We start from the raw sequence: 18,683 nt of genomic DNA on the forward strand, positions 1-18,683 counted from the left end.
ATCTAACCTCCTTGTACAACAACTTTTTTCAATGCTATGCTAAGAAGCATTTTTCCAAAAGCGGTCAATATAACTATCCAAATAAATTGCAATACAATAGAATTAATTGCTTCCATACCGGCTATATTACCTGAATAAATTCTGAATGGTATGTTTTGCATACAACCCCAAGGAGATAAAGATATAACATGCTGTACTTTTTCAGGGAAAAAAGGTATTGGAATAATTGCTCCTGATAAGAATTCAGTAATAGATATTGCAAGCATTCTAATTCCTTGAGCAGATATCATAAAAAAAGTTGCAATATATATAAGCATACAATATGACAATACTAATAAAAATGCAAATAACATTGAAATAAAAAACATTATTAAAGTACTCGCATTGCTTATTATTGTCAAACCATATGGTTTAGGTAGTATCATAGCAAATATCAGAATAGGAATACACCTAAGTATAACTTTTGCTAATCTTATGGCAGCATTTTTGGCAAACCACATGTTGTATAAATTCATTGGTCTGCATAATTCATATGCTACATTGCCACTTTTAATATCTGAAAATATAGTATTGTCCATCAAATACACAAAAAATAAAGCTATAGTTGATTGTTGTAACCATATGTATGAAGTAAGCTCATGAAATTTCATGGGAAAATTATCTGGATTTTCTTTATAAAATGCTGAGAAAATCAGCATCTGCATTATACCCCAAAAAAACTGTGTTGCAACTCCGGCATACGCAGCAGCTCTATATTGTAAGCTATACTTAAATCTCATTTTAAAGAACGTTAAATACTTTTTCATATTTTATATTCCTCATACAATTTAACTATCATCTCATCAAGTGAATTAGAAGTTTTGTACTGCTCTTTCATTTCTTCAAGAGTTCCGTCTAAAAGCATCTGCCCTTTACCAATTAAAAGTATTCTTTTTGCAAGTGCATCAATATCCTGCATATCGTGGGTTGTTAAAATTATTGTTGTATTTCTTTCTTTGTTGATAGTATTAATGAAATTTCTAACTGCAATTTTTGATACAGCATCAAGTCCAATAGTCGGTTCGTCTAGAAATAAAATTTTAGGATTGTGTAAAACTGAAGCAACTATTTCACATCTCATACGCTGACCGAGTGATAACTGTCTTGCAGGTGTTTTGATTATTTGTTCAATATTCAAAAGTGTAGAAAGGTTGTTTAGATTATCTTTATAAGTTTTTTGTGGTATTTTGTAAATGTCTTTTATAAGCTCAAATGAATCTATAACAGGCACATCCCACCAAAGCTGTGAACGTTGCCCGAAAACTACTCCAATTTCACTTACATGCTTTACTCTTTCTTTATATGGAACACGTCCATTGATTATACATGTTCCGCTATCAGGTGTAAGTATACCTGCCATAATTTTTATGGTACTACTTTTACCAGCACCATTTGGACCTATATAGCCTACAATTTCACCATCATCAATTTTAAAGCTAATATTACTTAATGCTTTAACAATTTCATAATCTCTTTTAAATAGTGATTTAGTAGCCTCCTTTAGTCCTGAATTTCTTCTGTGCACTTTAAATGTCTTTGTAATGTTTCTTAGTTCAATCATAAAATCTCTCCTAATAAATATTACAGCCGCTTAAATAATTTACCACTAAGCCTTAAATAAGTCAATATTATTTTATAGAATTTACTAATTTTCATATAAAAAAAGCTGCTTAGCAGCTCTCCTAATTTTTATTTTCCGAAAATTTGTATATGATGAAAAAGCCAACTAACAGCGATAAAATGCTTATTAAAAGTTCATTTCCCGTCGATGTCCCTGGATATATATATTTAAGCGAAGCTAATACAAATCCTATGATAACTAAGTATGTTTGCAATGGATATTTTTTTAATACAAATCTTATAATCTTGGCAGTTATAAATATTCCGATGATTATTCCAAGACACATTGGAAGTAAAAATTGAATTTGCAAAGTATGTATTGCCATAAGTGTTGGCTCGTATAATCCTAAAATAAGTAACATATATGAAAAACTAATACCTGGAAGAATGAGTGGTATTGCTAAAAAAATACTAACTAGAAATAATATAGCATAACCCAACAATCCTTCTGTTTCTACACTAAACATATCCTTTGGAATTTGCTCAACCAATATTACACACAGTAAGCCTATAATTGGATATACAAACATTTTTGGTTTGACTTTTTTTATACCTGCTGATTTAAATAAAAGAGGAACACTTCCTAGCACAGCTCCCATAAATAAATAAAGCATTGGTATTTTATATGTATTGTAAATAAGTAGAACTGGTTTTGAAAAAGCTAAAACGCCTATCACACCACCTATTGCCACAGAAGCCAATATTTTTATATTTTTTTTAGGGTCTTCCAAAAAAGTATCAACAGCAATTATTAGCTTATAATAAATACCAAAAATTATAGCAACAGTTCCACCACTGACACCGGGAATAAGCATTGATACCCCAATAATTAATCCTTTAATCATATCAGATAACATATATTCTCCACCTATGCCTTTTTTATAAATAATATGTTCACATAATATTATAAATTACTTTTAGTTTAATAAAGTATAACATGCAATAAATATCTATTGCAAGTATATTTAATTAATGTATTATTAAGATTTTATTTGAAATAATAATATTAAAATAATAAAGGAGATATATTATGATTTTATTAAAAGACAGTAAAACAAAAGATAATCTAATGCGAGCTTTTGCAGGTGAAAGTCAAGCAAGAAATAGATACACATTCGCAGCCTCACAAGCAAAAAAAGAAAATTTCGCTATGATTGAACATTTATTTACTTATACAGCTAATCAAGAAAAAGAACATGCTGAAATTTTTTATAATTTTTTAAAGGAACTTTCAGGTCAAACTATATTTGTTGATGGAGGATATCCTGTTGATATTTACCCAACAACACTTGAACTTTTAAAAACTTCTCAACATAACGAATATGAGGAATGGAAAGTGGTTTACAGCGATTTCTCTAAAATTGCAAAAGAAGAAGGATTTATTAAGATATCCGAGGTATTTGACAATATAGGTAAAATTGAAAAAATTCATGGAGATAGATTTGGAAAATTTGCAAATTATTTAGAAACAAGAAAAATATTCGAATCGTTTGCTGAACAAAGCTGGATTTGTTTAAATTGCGGAAATGTCCATGTTGGAAAAACTCCTCCAGAGATTTGCCCAGTATGTAATCATCCAAAAGGGTACTATATTAGAATTGAAGAATCACCATTTGAGTAGTTAAAGAAATGCTCCAAAAGCTTAATTTTATGTTTAAATTAGCTTTTGGAGCATTTTCACAATTAATAATTAACGTTACTTTTGCCTTTTCCTCTTTCAAGTATAGACGATTGTACATTGGATATATTATTTAAAACTTCTTTTTCGTCTAATGTTAATTTTCCTTTATACTTTATAAATTCTCCCTCAATCATTGTATATAACACATTTTCAGAATTAGAACTATAAAGTATTGAAATAACAGGATTATAAATTGGGAATGTATTTGGTCTATTCAAATCCCATATTATTATATCTGCATCTTTTCCTTCTTTTATTTCTCCGGTATTGAAAGCAAGTGCTTTATGTCCATCCATAAGGTGCTTCCAGATATCCTTGATTTTAAAACTTTCAGAGTCATTGTTTATAAATTTACCATTTAGTGCAAATAATCTTGCTTGTTCAAGTGGGTTAAGTGTATTTGAGCTTGCTCCACCATCAGTTCCAAAACTATAGTTTATCCTGTCATGATATTTATATATATTTCCCTCACCCATCGCAAGTTTCATATATGTTTTTGGACAGAATGCAAAATATGTCTTATCATTTAGATATTTTATATCATTTTCTTCTACCCATAACCCATGAGCTACTATTGTATTTATATCAAAACCACCGCTTTCATATAAAACTTCAAATGGTGTTTTTTTAGTCTGATCTAAACTTGTATCAACTTGTTCTTTAGTTTCTGAAACGTGTAAATGAATTCCTACATTTAATTCTTTTGCTGTATTAACTATCTCACTTAAAATTTCACCAGGACATGTATATGGTGCATGCGGTCCAAGTCTTAAATTTACTCTACTTGAAATATTTCTGTTTTTACTGATAAATTCTTTAGCATTTTGTAGCTGTTCTTTATAATTTGGGGCTAAGCCAAAAATAGTTGATGCTAAGTCTATTCTGATTTTTGAATCCATTGCTGCTTTTAAAACTGATTCCTGTCCGAAATAATGGTCTGCAAAAGCTGTAACACCATTATTAAGCATTTCAAGTATGGCTAATTTTACTCCATTGTATATATCCTCTGGTTGAAGTTTACTTTCATAAGGAAAAATTTCTTTGTTAAACCAATCATCGATAGTTACATCTTCAGCTATGCCTTTAAATATATTCATAGCAGCATGAGAATGCAAATTTACAAGTCCTGGTGAAACATAATAAGTAGAACAATCAATAATCTCACATGAATCATTATTATCAACATTCTCACAACATAAATTAAAATTATTAGTATCTATAATTTTAACTATTCTACTATTTTCTATATATATGTCTTTATTTTTATCTACTGTTGCATCATTGTTTATAATATTAGAATTTTTTAAAAGTATTTTTTTCATCTTTCCTCCATAATTAGTTATGTAATCAATTAATATATTATACCCATGTATTTTAATATAATAGTATTTATTATTAAAAAAATTATTTATTAGCTTGCTTTGACGTTTAAAAATATTCTAAATTTTATTTAGTTATAATTGATAATAAATGACTTGAGACTCCAAACATAGAGCTATCACACTCAATTTCTCTCATGATTTCAAGATAATTATCTAAATATTCTTTTGAGTTGATTTTTTCATCAAATCTATCAACTATTCTATTGATTCCTTCTACGTTTATTATTTTTTTACATTTAAGTCCTGTAGTCTCAACCTCATTCTTAAACTCATTTGCTGTATGAAAATAGCCGAAAGTAAAATGATTATTATATCTATTATTAAAGCAACCAGTTTTTAATGCTTCTAGAGCAGACTCTTTAAATTTTTTATCATCTACTTCTTTTACTTTTATAAAATCCATTATTGCTGAGTTTTTATGTATAAATACAGCAAATATCTTTCCGTCATCTTTTAAAACACGCTTTGCCTCAATTAATACCTTCCTTCTTTCTTCATAGCTTTGTATATGATATAACGGACCAAATAACAACACATAATCGAACGATTTATCATCAAATTCAATATTTGTTGCATCTCCAACATCTATAGAACCTAGTTTCACTCCAGTTTTTTGTTCTTCTTCTCTTGCTTGTTGAATATGAAGAGGTACAATATCCCTTAGATGAACGCTTAACCCCATTTTAGCTAGCCAAAATGAATAATAACCAGCACCTCCACCCATATCTAATACGCTTTTTTTATTAAAATCTATGTTTCTTACTAAAATATCCTTAGTTCTTTCAAATTCAAAGCTACACCTAGTGTATCTATCTTTTTCTCTTCCCAAATTGTAATAATCAAAAAAATCTTTATTTGGCATGATATCACCTCATTTATATAGAAAAAGTGCAATATATTTATACTATACTACACTTTTTACGTCTATTAGTTTACTTTTTCAAGTTTTATACCTGTTTCGATACCATTTAAGTTTTGAACCTCGAAACTTGTATCATCAGTTTTTGTTATTTCTATTGCCAATGTTTCAGATTTGATGAAATCTGTAAATATGTCTACTGCATTAGATATTTCTTCATTTCCATTGAAGAAAATTTTAATATTATCCATCATTTCATATCCATTAGTCTTTCTCATTTGCTGAATCTTAGATACAAACTCTCTCGCATATCCTTCATCTATAAGCTCTTTAGTTAAGTTAGTATCAATAATAACAAATAAATTGTTAGACATTTCAACATCATAACCCTCTTTTGCAGCAATTCTTATATCTAACATATCTTCTGTTATTTCAATTTCATTGCCACTAACTGCCATGTTATATACATTACCTGCTTGAACTGTAGAGATTATTTCCTTTGTATCTGCTTTTAATAGTTCTTGTGCAAATACTTTTACATCTTTACCTAATTTAGGTCCGCAAGTTTTGAAGTTTGGTTTTATAGTAAAGTTTATATATTGATTTAAGTTCTGTTCAAATAAAACTTCCTTCACATTCAATTCTTCCATAATAAGTGGTGTCATATCAGAAATTAATGCTTCATATCTACCATCTATATAGATTTTTTGAATTGGTTGTCTAACCTTGATTTTAGTAGTTTCTCTTGACGCTCTACCAAGCTTAACTAAATCTCTTACAAGGTCCATTCTCTTTTCAACATTCAAGTCTATTACTTCTTCATTAGCTATTGGATAATCAGCTAAGTGAACTGATTTTTCTCCAGTTAAATCTCTATATAATTCTTCAGCTATATATGGAGCAAATGGAGCTACAAGTTTTGATACTCCAACAAGAATTTCATAAGTTGTCACATATACTGATTTTTTATCTTCTGTTAATTCAGTTGCCCAAAATCTTCTTCTTGAACGTCTAATATACCAATTTGATAAATCTTCATTAATAAAGTCTTGAATTGCTCTTACTACTTTATTCAAGTCAAATACGTCCATGCACTCTTTAACATACTTAACTAAATTGTTGTATTTAGAAATTATCCATCTATCAAGCTCCGGTCTATCCTTTATTTCAACAAAGAATTCTCTTGGATCTACATTATCGGTATTTGCATATAGTGCAAAGAATGTATAAACATTTTTGATAGTTCCAAAGAATTTACTCAAAACTTCTTTTAATCCGTCTTCGTCAAATTTTGTTGGTGACCATGCTGGTGATACATGTAATAAGTACCATCTTAAAGCATCAGCTCCATATTTATCGAATAATTGAAATGGATCTACACCGTTTCCTTTTGATTTAGACATTTTCTTGCCAAATTTATCTAGTATCAAGTCATTTACTAAAACTCTTTTATATGGTGATACGCCTTTTACAAATGTTGATATTGCAAGTAATGAGTAGAACCATCCACGAGTTTGATCAATACCTTCACAGATAAAATCTGCTGGGAACATTTCATCAAAGTTTTCTTTGTTTTCGAATGGATAGTGCTGTTGAGCAAATGGCATTGAACCACTGTCAAACCAACAGTCAATTACATCTTTAACTCTTGTCATTGGTTTTCCACAATGAGGACAAGTTATATGAACATCATCAACAAACGGTCTGTGCAATTCTATATTTTCATCTATGTTTTCTATAGCTCTTTCAGCTAATTCTTTTCTTGAACCTATACTATCTACATGACCGCATTCGCATCTCCAAATTGGAAGTGGTGTTCCCCAGTATCTACTTCTTGATACAGCCCAATCATTTACATTTTCTAACCAGTTACCAAATCTTTTTTCTCCAACAAAATCAGGATACCATTCAACTGTTTTGTTGTTTTCAACAAGATTATCCTTTAATTTTGTCATTTGAATATACCAGCTTGGTTTTGCATAGTATAAAAGTGGAGTTTTACATCTCCAGCAGTGAGGATAATTGTGAAATACAGTTTCTTTTTTAAATAACTTGCCTTGCTCTTTTAACCAAATTAAGATATCTTTATCAGCATCCATAACAAACATACCTTTCCAAGGTGTTTGTGTAAACTTACCGGTATCATCAACTGGTTGTAAAACTGGTAAATTATATCTTTTTCCTGTGTTATAGTCATCTTCACCAAATGCAGGAGCTGTATGAACTATACCAGTACCATCTTCAGCTGTAACGTAATCTGCACATGTTACAAAAAAAGCTTTTTTATCAGCTTTTACAAAAGGCATAATTTGCTCATACTCAACAAACTCTAAGTCTTTACCTTTCATTTCTTCAAGTATTTCATAATCTACTTTTATAACTTTTTCAAGTAATGATTTGGCAAGATATAATACGTCGCCTTTTTTATCTTCTGTATCTGCTAATTTAATTTTAACATATTCCATATCAGCATGTACTGTAAGTGCAACGTTTGAAGCAAGTGTCCAAGGTGTTGTTGTCCATGCTAAGAAATATTCATTTTTTCCAACTAATTTAAACTTAACAAATGCTGTTGCAGTTTTTATTTCCTCATAGCCTTGTGCAACTTCATGAGATGCAAGACCTGTTCCACATCTAGGACAGTAAGGTAATATTTTATGTCCTTCATACATTAATCCCTCTTTAAAGAACTTATTCAATATCCACCAAACTGATTCTATATAGTTGTTGTCAAGTGTGATATATGGATTATCTAAGTCAATTAGATATGCCATACGCTCAGTCATTTGTCTCCATAATCCGCTATATGTGAATACTGACTCTCTACAATTTTCATTAAATTTATCTATGCCATAATTCTCTATATCTTGTTTGTTTTTAAGTCCTAATTTTTTTTCAACTTCGATTTCAACGGGAAGTCCATGAGTATCCCATCCGGCTTTTCTTTTTACCTGATAGCCCTCCATTGTTTTGAAACGGCATACAGAATCTTTTAAAGTTCTTGCTATAACATGGTGAATTCCCGGTCTACCATTGGCAGTTGGTGGTCCTTCATAAAAAACAAACTGCTGTTTATCTTTTCTTGTTTCAACTGCTTGATGTAGTAAATCTATATTTTCCCAGTAATTTGACATTTCTTTTTCATATTCGTTATATGGTAATTTTGATATGTCTTTAAATAATTTCATTTTTTCCTCCTATTATATATTATTATTATGCAATAAAAAAACTCCTTCATCCAAAGGGACGAAAGAGTTATATTTCCGTGGTACCACCCAAATTATACAAAACCTTAAATTTATAGATTTTGTATCACTCAACTTTATAACGATTTTCACGTAGTTTCTTACTACTATTTCAGAAACTAAGCTCATGGATGATTTTCATTATACTTAAAATTATAATCTCACACCAAAATGATTATTTCTCTTGAATTCGCTATATAATTACTATTCCAATCATAGCCTAAAATATTAATTTATATTCTAAAATAATACACCATTATTTACTAGCTGTCAAGATATTTTTTTGATTTTAGAATATAATTTTCGTAAATTTGGTTAATATATTATTGTTCTTTAGATGTAGATGAAAGGATTGATGACAATGGCAAGTAGAAATAAGTTAATTGTACCAGAATCAAAACAAGCTCTTGACATGTTAAAGATGGAAATAGCATCTGACATAGGATACACTCCTCCAAGTGATATGAAAGATAAAATGTATCCAGCACTAGTTAACGGTCTCGCAGTTAAAGAAATGGTAAGAATGGGCGAAAAAATGATAACCAACAATAAACCCTCACAATTTAAAGCACAAATAAACAAAGACTTTCATAATTTAAAGAGATAAACTGTTATTTGTTCAATAATTAGTTTATAAAAATGTTACGAGCATTGCTCGTAACATTTTTACATATGATAAAGGAGAATATTATGATTTATCAAAATAATTCGTTTTGGCATCAAACTACTTCATATAGAAATTTAAATACTAAAAATATTAGTGGCAAAAAATTTGATGTATTAATTATAGGTGCTGGTCTTTCAGGGTTAAATACTGCTTTTTTACTTATGAACAAAGGATTAAACATTGGAATCATTGACTCTACACATATAGGCTATGGGGTAAGTGGCTACTCAAATGCAAAAATAACTATACAGCATAATCTTATATATGATTATTTAATTCGCAACTTTGGTATAAGTACTGCTAAAAACTATTATAAAGCTAATTTAGATGGTTTAAATTTTTATAAAAATATAATTTACAATCTTAACATTCCATGTGATTTTCAAGAAGATTTTAGTGTTGTATACTCAAAATACAATGAAAAAGTATATGATTTAAAATCAGAAAAAGAGGCTTATGATGCAATTGGAATAAAATCTAATATAATTGATATTTATTCAATGAATTTTCCTATATCATGTGGATTAGAAGTACCAAATCAATATAAATTTAATCCGTTAAAATATTTATACTCTTTAGCTAATATTTTAAATAAAAACAATATAGACATTTATGAAAATACTAAAGCAATAGATGTTTGTTTAAATGAAAATCCTCATAAAATAATAACAAACAATGGTGACGTATTTGCAAACAAAGTAATCATTGCAACACATTTTCCACTAAAAAAATTATTAGGCTTATTCTTTATAAAACAATCTCAAGAAAAATCATATATTATTGCTTGTAAAACAAATACAAAACCATTTGATGGAATGTATATAAATATTGACAAGAACATAAGGTCTATTAGATTTCAAAAAAATATCAAAGACAGTATTTTACTTTTAGGAGGATGCAATCATCCAGTTGGAAAACCTAATAATGAAGAAAACGCATATAAAAAATTAGAGGATTTTTTGATTAAATATTTTTCTAAACATGACATACTTGCAAAATGGTCTACACAAGATTGCATGTCGCACGACCGAATTCCTTTTATAGGTCCAATAAGCAAACTGTATAAAGATATTTATGTAGCAACTGGCTTTAGCAAGTGGGGTATGACAAACTCTGCAGCGTCAGCTATCATAATAAGCAACATGATTTTAAATAATAACATCACATATTACGAAAACATTTTCAACCCTTATAGGCACTTGAATATCAATGCTACATCTGTTTTTAAGATTGGTAAAGCAAGCTATAATACACTAATAGGTTATTCAAAAAAATTGTTATTGCGTTCTAAAAAAGAAGTACTTGACTTAAAAAATGGTGATGGTACTATAATAAATTCTGGTATAACAAATATTGGCGTATTCCTTGATGACGAAGATAATTTTCATTGCATAAAACCTGTATGTACTCATCTTGGTTGCTCACTTGAATTCAACACTGAAGATAAGACTTGGGACTGCCAATGTCATGGCTCAAGGTTTGATATATTAGGTCATGTAATAGAAGGTCCAGCCACTAAGTCCCTAAAGTATGCTAAAATCAAAAGAAGTGATATATTATAATAAGAAGTTACTATGTAACTCTACTAGGGGATCAATGTCCTCCTTCGACATAAAAACACCTACTTCATTATTTTACTAAATTTAAAGATTTTGCAGTATCTCTACTAACAATATTATTTGAAATTAATTTTTCTATCAACAATTGTCCATCTTTTGTGTTTGTTTGTAAAAATTTTATAGTTATTTCAGCCATATCATTATTTGATAGTGTATTTTTATTATCTATATCTATACCCAAGCTTTGTACAAATGTCAATGTTTCATCATATTTAAAATCCACATCTTGCTTATATCCTAAATTTTCAAGCAATACTTTTACATACTGCTTATATGTCAAGTTACTAAGAGGCATAAAATTATTATTAGTGTCACCTATAAAGCCTACGCCTGGATTATCCTTTAAAAATGCCATAATATTTATTCCTTGTTTCCAACTATATCCTTTAGATTCATTAAAATTATTTTGACCAGAATAAGACAAAGCTTGTTCCTCTAACCCATTCATTCTAAGAACAATTATTGCACTTTGGATTCTAGTAGATGTTTTATTTGCATATTCTAATGTTATACCATTTCCATTTCCTTTGATCAAACCAAGCTTACCTAGAATTTTTAACTCATCACTTACAAATGGATATTTTCCTTCTTTATTTATTAATGTATAAAGATTATCTTTTTTAACAACTATCATATTGTTATTAAAAGATACTATTTCATCCCAATTATAATCTACTATAATATTTGAATTACAGTCAATAATTCCCCATTTAGAATCTTTTTTTACTGCAAAATACTTATCACCAAGCAATGCAATTTCATCATAAACATTATCAACAATTGTTTCCCCATAATTGTTGATAACTCCCCATTTATCATCTGTAAGTACAGCAATATATGGTGAATTTATATAACTTTTATAATTTGTGTACTCTATATTATTTAAAAAGTTACCATTCTTATCGATGATTTTATAACTACCTTCATTTTCTTTTACAACTGCTACATCTTTAATAAATAATGATGCATGTATATACTTGCAATCAATAATCAATTTCCCTGATTTATCTATAAATCCCCACAACTCATTTAACCTAACAGGTGCAAGATTCTCGTTAAATAATTTAGTATTTTCCCATATAGGCGAAGAAATCACATGACCAGTTTTGTCAATATATCCGTATAGCTGCTTATCACCAATTTTAGAAACTGTAAATATACTATTATTTATTTGACTAATGTAATCCCACTCTGCATCGATTATCTGATTATTTTCAGTGTTTATCACACCATATTTACCATTTAAAATAACTCTTGCTGTTCCGTCAACAAATTTTTCAACCCAGTCGTAATTTAAATCTATTACAACTTCACCGTTTTTATTTATATATCCCATTTTACCGTTTGAAGAAACTGAACATAATTCATTTGAAAATTGTCCTACACTATCCCAAACAGGTTGTATAACCACATTGCCTTGTTTATCAATAAATCCCTGCTTATTATCATTATTTGAAACCTTAGCTAATCCATCTACAAAAGGTTCAGCTTTAGTCCATAATGGTTTTATAATTATATCGCATTTTTTATCTATATATCCATACAATCCATACATATTAAATACAGCTAAATCTTCGTTAAATTCTAGTCCATAGCTAAACTGAGGATTAATAACCATTTCACCATCAATATCAACAAATCCATAAATATTTCCTTTTTTAACTAAAAACAATCCGTCAGACAGCTTTCCAATTTCAGAGTAAAGTGGATTGCAAATTAAATTGCCATCGTAATCCATAAGGCCCCACAGTCCATCCTTTTTTATTTTTATGGGTTCTTCCATGTTATCAGGCATATCAATTTCATCAAACCAATTGTATTCAACTCCATAAACACTTGTCACACATATAACGAGCATTAGACCTAATATTATAAAAAATCTATTTAATTTTTTCATAAAAGTCTCCTTTATTGATAGTTTGTTTAGCTCAATATAACATTTTGTCTGCTAAAATTCAACATTTTTCTTAATAATTAAATTAATTTATTTTTTTTGTTTAAACTTCCATTTATGTGGTATAAACTATATGACAACAAAATAGTTTTAGCAATTAAAATATAAAATGAGTTTTAACTTCCCCCCAGAATTAAAACTCATTTATTTTTTTATATTTAATTAAAAATGTTTACAACTTATATAAAATCTTTATGGTGATTTGCGACATATATTATCAATATCAAGTTTATTTAATTAAGCTTTTACAAGCTCTAACAACATGCTTTGCTAAAACTGATGTTGTAACAGAGCCAACTCCAGCTGGGACTGGTGTAACCATACTTGCAATTTCTAAGCATTCATCAGTTCTTACGTCTCCACATAGTTTTCCTTCATCATCAACATTAATTCCGACATCTATAACAACTGCATCTTCTTTAACAAATTCTTTTAAAACCAACTTAGCCTTACCTATTGCTGCTACTAACACATCAGCTTTACTAGCTACTTCAGATAAATTTTTGGTTTTTGAATGACAAATTGTTACTGTTGCATTTTTCTGTAACATTAACAATGCTTGAGGCTTTCCAACAACCATTGAACGACCTAGTACTACTACATTTTTACCTGTTAAATCAACATCATAATAATCTAAAATTTCCATAACTGCTGATGGAGTACATGGAGCAAATCCAGTTTTATCTCCTTCAGTTACCTTTGCTACATTTACAGGATTAAAGCAATCAATATCTTTATTAGGATCTACAATATATTTGATAATACTTTCGTCAAGTTGTTTAGGCAATGGTCTAAATATAAGTATCCCATGAACAGTTTCATCACTATTTGATAACTTTATTTGTTCAATAAAATCATCTTGGCTAATGTCTATAGGCAATGTTTTAACACCAGTTAAAATTCCGCATTTTGCCATTCTTTTTAAAGCTCCTCTTTCATAGGCAATATCATCTTCTCTTTCACCTACTCTAATAATTTGAAGCTTAGGTTGTATACCACTACTATTTAAATTTCGAACTTCTGATTTAACATCCTCAGTTATTTTATCTGCAACTGGTTTTCCTTTTATAAGTATGCCCATTTTTTCCTCCTCAATTGTTCAATACAAATTGTATCTTTAAAATTTAGTTAGATAAATAGAAAGTTGCAATGCAACCTTCAATATTATTAAAAAATTCAAATAAAATAAAGCACACTTCAAACTAGATTATGTCTAATTCTAAGTGTGCTTTATAAGCTTAATTAAAACTTGCTACTGCTTCTATTTCAACTAATACATTTTTAGGCAATGCACTTACTTGAACACAAGCTCTTGCTGGAAAATAATCTTTGAAGAATGTAGAATATACTTCATTAACGTCAGAAAATTTTGACATATCAGTAATAAATATGTTTGTTTTTACAACATTGTCAAAGTTCAATCCTACTTCTTCTAATATAGCTAAAATATTTTTCATGGATTGCTCAGTTTGACTTTTAAATGTATCTCCTGCAACTTCTCCTGTAGCTGGTACAACTGGAATTTGGCCAGATATGTATAATAAATCTCCAGTTCTTACAGAATGTGAGTAAGGCCCTATTGCTTTAGGAGCATTATTGCTATTTATCATTTTATTGCTCATTTTATAACACCTCTTTCTATTTTTTCAATTACAATTATATAGTATAGTCTAAAAAATAGCAAGATTGAAAACTTTATATTTTATAATATTTTCTATTATATAAATTTCTCGGGAAATATCACATATTTTGTAATTAATTGAATATACTTTTTAAGTCCTCTCTTATCCTGCACATCAAATCGTTCATTTATTGTAAAGAAAAAGAGCTATTGCTCTACTGAATATATCAATATGGCAATAGCTCTAAATTTTATTAAATTATTCTACCATTTCCGCATTTTTGAAAATCCAATTGTCCATTCTTGTTCTTTCAACGCCTTCGACCTTAGCTTCATCAATTACGAACTTGTTAGTATAGTAGTACATTGGCATTAATATATAATCATTCATCAAAACACTTTCAGCTTTTTTATAAGCAGCATCTTTTTCTTTTCCTGTTGTAATCATTGCTTCTGCTATAGCTTCATCAAACGCTTTATTTTCAGGATTAAGAATTTTATCATGAGGTGCAACTACTGGTTGTTCATTCCATCTCCATTGACAGTCATTATTTCCAGAATAAGAAGTATATAGATCAAGCATAGTCATTGGCTCTGGATAGTCACCTAACCATCCACCTCTTGCTATATCAAAATTACCATCTCTTCTAGTATCTTGGAATACTGCCCACTCTTCATTAGCTAATTCAACGTTAATGCCTAAATTATTTTTCCACATTTCCTGTAAAGTTTCAGCTATTTTTTGGTGGTCTTCATGTGTATTATAGATGTATGTTATTGTTGGGAAACCTTCTCCATTTGGGTAACCAGCATCAGCTAATAATTGTTGAGCCATTTCTATACTTGCTTTATTTGGATCAATATCAAATTCAGTAACACAATTTCCATTTTCATCCAATGTTCTACAAGAACTACCATCTGAGTAATAAAGGTTCGATGGTATAATTCCAGTTGCTGGTAATTCGCCACCTTTTGTTACTTGCTCACATATTTGCTTTCTATCTATTGCAAGTGTAAATGCTTTTCTAACTCTAATGTCATTCATAGGAGCTTTATCGCAGTTGAACATAGCATAATATGTAGCAACTTGTGCAGTAATATGGAAGTTAGGATCTTCAGCTTGTAATCTTGGAATTTCATCTGAAGGAATTAAATCATTAACTTGAATATCTCCAGCTTGATAAGCATTAAGTGCAGTTGTAGATTCTGTAATCATATCTCCCTTAATACCTGCTAAATTAACATTTTTGGCATCGTAGTAGTTTTCATTTTTCTTTAATTTTATGTGCGAACCAATTTGGTATTCTTCAAGAACAAAAGGTCCATTGCAAATATAGCTCTCAGGGTTTTTATCCCAACCTTCACCATATTGTTCAATTATATCTTGTCTAACTGGCATGTAAGTGTAGAAAGATACCAAACTTGGAAAGTATGAACATGCATTTTCTAAAGTAACTTCTAATGTTTTCTCATCTAAAGCTTTAACTCCAACTTCGTCAGCTGAACATTTTTTATTTAAATAGTTCATACCATTTTTTAAGTATGGTGCCATAATAAATGAATATTCTGATGAAGTTTCAGGAGCACAAACTCTCTTCCAAGCATACTCAAAATCTTGAGCTTTTACAGGTTGACCATCAGACCATTTTATATCATCTCTTAAGTGGAATGTATAAACTGTACCATCGTCTGAAACCTCATATTTCTTTGCTTGACCAGCTATCATACCTTCTCTAGTATCAATTAATAAACCTTCAAATGTATTTGCTATAACGTGTCCTCCATCAACAGCATTATTTAATGCAGGGTCAAAAGTTTTTGGTTCTGCGCCAATATTCCATTTTAAATAAGTTGTGCTCATTTCTTTTCCACAACCAACTGGCAATGCCAATAACATTGTGAATACAATTAAGATTGCTAATATTTTTTTCATTTTATTCCTCCCGTTTTTTTATATAATTATATAATAAGCATACGCTTACATATCTAAATGACATGCAACAAAGTGATTAGAACCTATATCTCTTAATGCAGGTGTTTCTTCAGCACACTTTTCCATTGCATATTTACATCTAGTTCTAAATTTACAACCAGATGGTGGATTGAGAGGACTTGGAACGTCACCCTCTAAAACTATTCTTTTAATTTGCTCTGATTTATCTGGATCTGGCACTGGAATAGATGACAACAATGCTTTTGTATATGGATGTTCAGGATTATTATATAATTCACTCTTATCTGCTAATTCAACTAAGCTTCCTAAATACATTACTCCTACTCTACTGGATATATGTTTAACCATTGATAAATCATGTGCAATAAACAAATATGTTAATCCAAATTCACTTTGCAAATCTTCTAACATATTAATAACCTGTGCTTGTATTGACACATCAAGTGCTGAAATCGGCTCATCACAAATAACAAACTCAGGATTTACCGCCAATGCTCTTGCTATACCTATACGTTGCCTTTGACCACCACTAAATTCATGTGGATATCTACTTGCGTGATCCTTGCCTAAACCAACCTTATGCAATAGTTCGAATATTCTCTCTTGCCTTTCCTTGCCTGAAGCAAGTTTATTTATATCAAGTGGCTCTCCAATGGTATCAGCTACTGTCATTCTTGGATCGAGTGATGCATACGGATCTTGAAAAATCATCTGCATTTTTTTTCTGTATTCCATCAGCTGTTGCTTACCCATTTTTGCGATATCAACACCCCTGTATAATATTTCTCCAGCTGTTGGTTCATAAAGTCTTATAATTGTTCTTCCAGTAGTTGACTTACCACAACCTGATTCTCCAACTAAACCTAATGTTTCCCCTTTATTTATAAAAAACGTAATATCATCTACCGCTTTAATATATTCAATTTTAGCCCCTAAAGCGCCAGCTCTTTTAACAAAATATTTTTTCAAATTATTAATTTCAATTAGTTTTTCAATATTAGCCATTTACTTTTACGCCTCCTTTTTGACCTTCGTACTCTTTATTAAAAGGTGCATCCTTATGTAACAACCAGCACATAGCTTGGTGATTAGGATTTTTTTCATCTACAAAATAAGGTGGTTGTTTTTGAGCGCAAATTTTCATGGCATAATCACATCTGCTAGCAAATGGGCATCCAATAGGCGGATTTAATAAATCCGGTGGTGTACCCTGTATTGGAAGTAATCTGATTTTTGTGTCAGTACTTACTCTAGGTATGGACTTTAATAATCCCATAGTATACGGATGCATAGGGGAATAAAAAATATCTCTTTTACTACCTTGTTCCATAATTAATCCACCATACATTACAACGATTCTCTCACATACGTCAGATACAACTCCTAAATCATGTGTTATTAATATAGTGGATGTATCAAACTGCTTATTCAATTGCTTCATAAGTTCCAAAATTTGTGCTTGAATAGTTACATCCAAAGCAGTTGTAGGCTCATCTGCAATAAGCAATTCCGGTTCACAAGAAAGTGCCATAGCAATCATAGCACGTTGTCTCATACCACCACTGTATTCGTGAGGATAATTTTTAATTCTTTTCTCCGGATCAGGTATTCCTACAAGTTTAAGCATTTCAATAGATTTTTCTTTCGCATCTTTTTTAGATAAATTTTGATGTTTCAATATAGATTCACTTATCTGATTTCCAATTGTAAAAAGCGGATTTAGCGCTGTCATTGGATCTTGGAAGATCATTGCTATATTGTTTCCTCTTATATCCATCATTTCTTTATTTGTTTTTTTGACAAGATCTTCACCTTTAAATAATATTTCTCCTCCAACTATTTTACCAGGATACAATAATAATTTCATAATAGATAAAGATGTAACACTTTTACCACTACCACTCTCTCCTACTATACCTATAGCTTCAGATTTGTTAACGTGAAAGTTAATTCCTCTTATTGCTTTTACTTCACCAAGATGAGTAAAAAAAGATGTCCTTAAATCTTTCACTTCTAATAATTTTTCAGTCATATTATCCACC

General features: G+C 29.8%; 15 protein-coding genes and 1 other annotated feature. Of the genes, 3 read left to right on the top strand and 12 right to left on the bottom strand.

Translation table 11 applies throughout. The features are described from left to right. Window positions 1-2: 2 nt before the first annotated feature. The 3 genes from JYG23_RS08260 to JYG23_RS08270 form a co-directional block, all read right to left on the bottom strand. Window positions 3-806, bottom strand: coding sequence for an ABC-2 family transporter protein (locus tag JYG23_RS08260; RefSeq protein WP_207235144.1), 804 nt, complete (start codon window positions 804-806; stop codon window positions 3-5). After that, a complete protein-coding gene (locus JYG23_RS08265; RefSeq protein WP_207235145.1) occupies window positions 803-1,600 on the bottom strand; it encodes an ATP-binding cassette domain-containing protein in 798 nt (265 codons plus the stop codon). Before JYG23_RS08265 ends, JYG23_RS08260 begins: the two co-directional genes overlap by 4 nt. Window positions 1,601-1,721: 121 nt before the next feature. After that, window positions 1,722-2,516, bottom strand: coding sequence for a DUF368 domain-containing protein (locus tag JYG23_RS08270; protein ID WP_207235146.1), 795 nt, complete (start codon window positions 2,514-2,516; stop codon window positions 1,722-1,724). Between the two features lie 173 nt (window positions 2,517-2,689). Here JYG23_RS08270 and rbr point away from each other — a divergent pair, with 173 nt between their 5' ends. After that, on the top strand, window positions 2,690-3,280 hold the full coding sequence (rbr, locus tag JYG23_RS08275; protein ID WP_207235147.1) for a rubrerythrin: 591 nt from the start codon (window positions 2,690-2,692) through the stop codon (window positions 3,278-3,280). A 62-nt stretch (window positions 3,281-3,342) separates the two neighbouring features. On the opposite strand, the gene JYG23_RS08280 is transcribed toward rbr, so the two are convergent. From JYG23_RS08280 to ileS, 3 genes are all read right to left on the bottom strand, one after another. After that, on the bottom strand, window positions 3,343-4,662 hold the full coding sequence (locus tag JYG23_RS08280; protein ID WP_207235148.1) for an amidohydrolase family protein: 1,320 nt from the start codon (window positions 4,660-4,662) through the stop codon (window positions 3,343-3,345). A gap of 124 nt (window positions 4,663-4,786) precedes the next feature. Further along, complete coding sequence (locus tag JYG23_RS08285; RefSeq protein WP_207235149.1) at window positions 4,787-5,584, bottom strand: class I SAM-dependent methyltransferase; 798 nt, start codon at window positions 5,582-5,584, stop codon at window positions 4,787-4,789. 65 nt (window positions 5,585-5,649) lie between these two features. Next, window positions 5,650-8,769, bottom strand: a complete 3,120-nt coding sequence (gene ileS / locus JYG23_RS08290) for an isoleucine--tRNA ligase (RefSeq protein WP_207235150.1) — start codon at window positions 8,767-8,769, stop codon at window positions 5,650-5,652. Between the two features lie 51 nt (window positions 8,770-8,820). Next, window positions 8,821-9,052, bottom strand: a binding site (T-box leader). Window positions 9,053-9,187: 135 nt separating this feature from the next. On the opposite strand from ileS, the gene JYG23_RS08295 reads away from it, so the two are divergent. Both JYG23_RS08295 and JYG23_RS08300 read left to right on the top strand, forming a co-directional pair. Next, window positions 9,188-9,433: a small, acid-soluble spore protein, alpha/beta type gene (locus tag JYG23_RS08295; protein WP_207235151.1), complete on the top strand. Its 246-nt coding sequence runs from the start codon at window positions 9,188-9,190 to the stop codon at window positions 9,431-9,433. A gap of 83 nt (window positions 9,434-9,516) precedes the next feature. Next, entirely contained in the window at window positions 9,517-11,055 is a 1,539-nt protein-coding gene (locus JYG23_RS08300; RefSeq protein ID WP_207235152.1) for an FAD-dependent oxidoreductase, read from the top strand. A gap of 67 nt (window positions 11,056-11,122) precedes the next feature. Here the strand turns inward: JYG23_RS08300 and JYG23_RS08305 are convergent, their stop codons facing one another. The 6 genes from JYG23_RS08305 to JYG23_RS08330 form a co-directional block, all read right to left on the bottom strand. After that, window positions 11,123-13,009 (bottom strand): WG repeat-containing protein, encoded by a 1,887-nt coding sequence (locus JYG23_RS08305; protein WP_207235153.1) that lies wholly within the window; start codon window positions 13,007-13,009, stop codon window positions 11,123-11,125. Between the two features lie 286 nt (window positions 13,010-13,295). Beyond that, entirely contained in the window at window positions 13,296-14,147 is an 852-nt protein-coding gene (locus JYG23_RS08310) for a bifunctional 5,10-methylenetetrahydrofolate dehydrogenase/5,10-methenyltetrahydrofolate cyclohydrolase (protein WP_207235154.1), read from the bottom strand. Window positions 14,148-14,304: 157 nt separating this feature from the next. Then, window positions 14,305-14,688 carry a RidA family protein gene (locus JYG23_RS08315; protein WP_207235155.1) on the bottom strand — a complete coding sequence of 128 codons (384 nt, stop codon included), beginning with the start codon at window positions 14,686-14,688 and terminating at the stop codon, window positions 14,305-14,307. A gap of 258 nt (window positions 14,689-14,946) precedes the next feature. Beyond that, the gene (locus tag JYG23_RS08320; RefSeq protein ID WP_207235156.1) at window positions 14,947-16,620 is read right to left on the bottom strand and encodes a peptide ABC transporter substrate-binding protein; all 1,674 of its coding nucleotides are present in this window, start codon (window positions 16,618-16,620) and stop codon (window positions 14,947-14,949) included. Window positions 16,621-16,665: 45 nt separating this feature from the next. Next, entirely contained in the window at window positions 16,666-17,646 is a 981-nt protein-coding gene (locus JYG23_RS08325) for an ABC transporter ATP-binding protein (RefSeq protein WP_207235157.1), read from the bottom strand. Continuing rightward, window positions 17,639-18,673 carry an ABC transporter ATP-binding protein gene (locus JYG23_RS08330; protein ID WP_207235158.1) on the bottom strand — a complete coding sequence of 345 codons (1,035 nt, stop codon included), beginning with the start codon at window positions 18,671-18,673 and terminating at the stop codon, window positions 17,639-17,641. Before JYG23_RS08330 ends, JYG23_RS08325 begins: the two co-directional genes overlap by 8 nt. Window positions 18,674-18,683: the final 10 nt, after the last annotated feature.

Origin of the sequence: Sedimentibacter sp. zth1 (genome assembly GCF_017352195.1) — a bacterium.
Lineage (GTDB): Bacteria > Bacillota > Clostridia > Tissierellales > Sedimentibacteraceae > UBA1535.